The organism is Pseudoroseicyclus sp. H15, from assembly GCF_054353345.1.
Genome location: NZ_JBTHJE010000016.1, coordinates 1 through 1176, shown reverse-complemented (window position 1 = coordinate 1176; position 1176 = coordinate 1). Strand labels below are relative to the sequence as shown.

The following is a 1176-nucleotide window of genomic DNA, read 5'->3' as shown; positions in this document are numbered from 1 at the left end:
ACATGTCCAAGGCCAAGTTTGAACGCAACAAGCCGCACGTGAACATCGGCACGATCGGTCACGTCGATCACGGCAAGACGACGCTGACGGCGGCGATCACGAAGTACTTCGGTGACTTCCAGGCCTATGATCAGATCGACGCGGCCCCGGAAGAAAAAGCCCGTGGCATCACGATCTCGACGGCCCACGTCGAGTACGAGACCGATGCGCGCCACTACGCTCACGTCGACTGCCCCGGCCACGCCGACTACGTGAAGAACATGATCACCGGTGCCGCCCAGATGGACGGCGCGATCCTGGTCGTGAACGCCGCCGACGGCCCGATGCCGCAGACGCGCGAGCACATCCTGCTCGGCCGCCAGGTCGGCATCCCGAAGATGGTCGTCTTCCTCAACAAGGTCGACCAGGTCGATGACGCCGAGCTGCTCGAGCTCGTCGAGATGGAAGTGCGCGAGCTGCTCTCCGACTACGACTACCCGGGCGACGATATCCCGATCATCGCGGGCTCGGCTCTGGCCGCCCTCGAAGGCCGTGACCCGGAAATCGGCGAAGAGAAGATCAAAGAGCTGATGGCCGCCGTGGATGAGTACATCCCGACGCCGGAGCGCGCTGTCGATCAGCCCTTCCTGATGCCCATCGAAGACGTGTTCTCGATCTCCGGCCGCGGCACCGTCGTGACCGGCCGCGTCGAGCGCGGTGTGGTCAACGTTGGCGACGAACTCGAGATCGTCGGCATCAAGGACACCAAGAAGACGACCTGCACGGGCGTCGAGATGTTCCGCAAGCTGCTCGACCGCGGTGAAGCCGGTGACAACATCGGTGCGCTGCTGCGCGGCATCGACCGTGAAGGTGTCGAGCGGGGCCAGGTGCTCTGCAAGCCCGGCTCGGTGAAGCCGCACACGAAGTTCGAAGCCGAGGTCTACATCCTGACCAAGGAAGAGGGTGGCCGTCACACGCCGTTCTTCGCGAACTACCGCCCGCAGTTCTACTTCCGCACGACGGACGTGACCGGCACGGTCGAGCTGCCCTCCGGCACCGAGATGGTGATGCCCGGCGACAACCTGAAGCTGTCGGCCGAGCTGATCTACCCGATCGCCATGGAAGAGGGCCTGCGCTTCGCCATCCGTGAAGGCGGCCGCACCGTCGGCTCCGGCGTGGTCTCGAAGATCCTCGCCT

At 64.5% G+C, this 1176-nt stretch carries 1 protein-coding gene; it reads left to right on the top strand.

Annotation, left to right across the window (positions count from 1 at the left end; genetic code table 11):
- Positions 1-2: 2 nt before the first annotated feature.
- On the top strand, positions 3-1176 hold a 1174-nt coding region (gene tuf / locus ACXN5S_RS19635), incomplete at its 3' end, for an elongation factor Tu (RefSeq protein WP_458607188.1).